Source organism: Herpetosiphonaceae bacterium (assembly GCA_036374795.1).
In the GTDB taxonomy this organism is placed as follows: Bacteria; Chloroflexota; Chloroflexia; order Chloroflexales; family Kallotenuaceae; genus LB3-1.
The window spans coordinates 1-1,383 of the sequence record DASUTC010000087.1 but is presented as its reverse complement, the minus strand read 5'-3'; the positions used below and the strand labels follow the sequence as shown (position 1 = coordinate 1,383).

Below are 1,383 nucleotides of genomic sequence, written 5' to 3'. Positions count from 1 at the left end.
CTGGCGGTGCTGACGGCGGGCGGCTGCTATGTGCCGCTCGATCCGGCCTATCCAACAGAGCGGCTGGCGTTCATGCTCGACGATGCACAGGTGGCGGTGGTGCTGACGCAGCGGGCTGTGCGCGACCACGTGCCGACGACGGCGCCGGTCGCCTGCCTCGACACGCTGGCGCTGGCCGCCTACCCGGCCACGCCGCCGCCCACCCGCATCCACCCCGATCAGCTCGCCTATGTGATCTACACCTCCGGCTCCACCGGACGGCCAAAGGGTGTGCTCGGCCTTCAGCGCGGCGTTGTCAACCGCTTGCAGTGGATGTGGAGCGCCTACCCGTTTGCTCAAGACGAGCGCTGCTGCCAGAAAACTGCGCTCAGCTTCGTCGACTCGGTCTGGGAGATCTTCGGGCCGCTGCTGCAAGGCGTGCCGCTGAGCGTGATCGCCGATGATGTGGTCAAAGACCCCGTGCTGCTTGTTCGCGCGCTGGCCGAGCAGCACATCACGCGCATTGTGCTGGTGCCGTCGCTGCTGCGTGCAATCCTCGACACGCATCCGGGCCTGGACCGCCAGCTTCCACAGCTCACCCGCTGGGTTTCCAGCGGCGAGGCGCTTCCGCTCGATGTCGCGCGACGCTTCGCCGCGCAGATGCCGCACGCGACGCTGATCAACTTGTACGGCTCGTCCGAGGTGGCGGCAGACGCGACCTGCTTCGACACGCGACAGTTAGCGGATCGCGATCACGTGCCGGTTGGACGTCCGATCGCGAATATGGCCGTGTATGTGCTGGATGTGCTGATGCAGCCGACGCCCATCGGCGTGCCTGGCGAGATCTATGTCGGCGGCGTCGGGCTGGCGCGCGGCTACTTCAACCGCCCCGATCTGACCGCTGAGCGCTTCCTGCCTAACCCATTCGATGTCGAGGCTGGGTCGCGGCTCTACCGCACGGGCGATCTGGCGCGCTGGCGCGCTGACGGGCAGCTTGAGTACCTGGGCCGCGTCGATCAGCAGGTCAAGCTGCGCGGTTACCGCATCGAGCTCGGCGAGATCGAAAGCGTGCTGCGCTCGCATCCCGCCGTGCGCGAGGCCGTCGTTGTGGCGCGAGAAGCCGGAGCGGGCGACGCGCGGCTGGTAGCGTATGTCGTGGAACGAGGGGCCGGGGATGAGGGCCTGATTGCCGACCTCCGCAGCTATGTGGCTGAGCGCCTGCCCGCCTACATGGTGCCGAGCGCGATCGTGGTGCTCGACGCCCTGCCGCTGACGCCCAACGGCAAGGTCGATCGCAAAGCGCTGCCCCAGCCGGAGCGCACGAGCGCTCCGACGACGCTGGTCGCGCCCCGGACGGAGACGGAGACGACGCTGGCGCGGATCTGGGCCGACGTATTGGGCCTG

General features: G+C 68.3%; 1 protein-coding gene. It reads left to right on the top strand.

From position 1 onward, the window contains the following. Window positions 1–1,383 (top strand): amino acid adenylation domain-containing protein (locus tag VFZ66_06030; protein ID HEX6288728.1); only part of this gene is annotated, 1,383 nt, incomplete at both ends.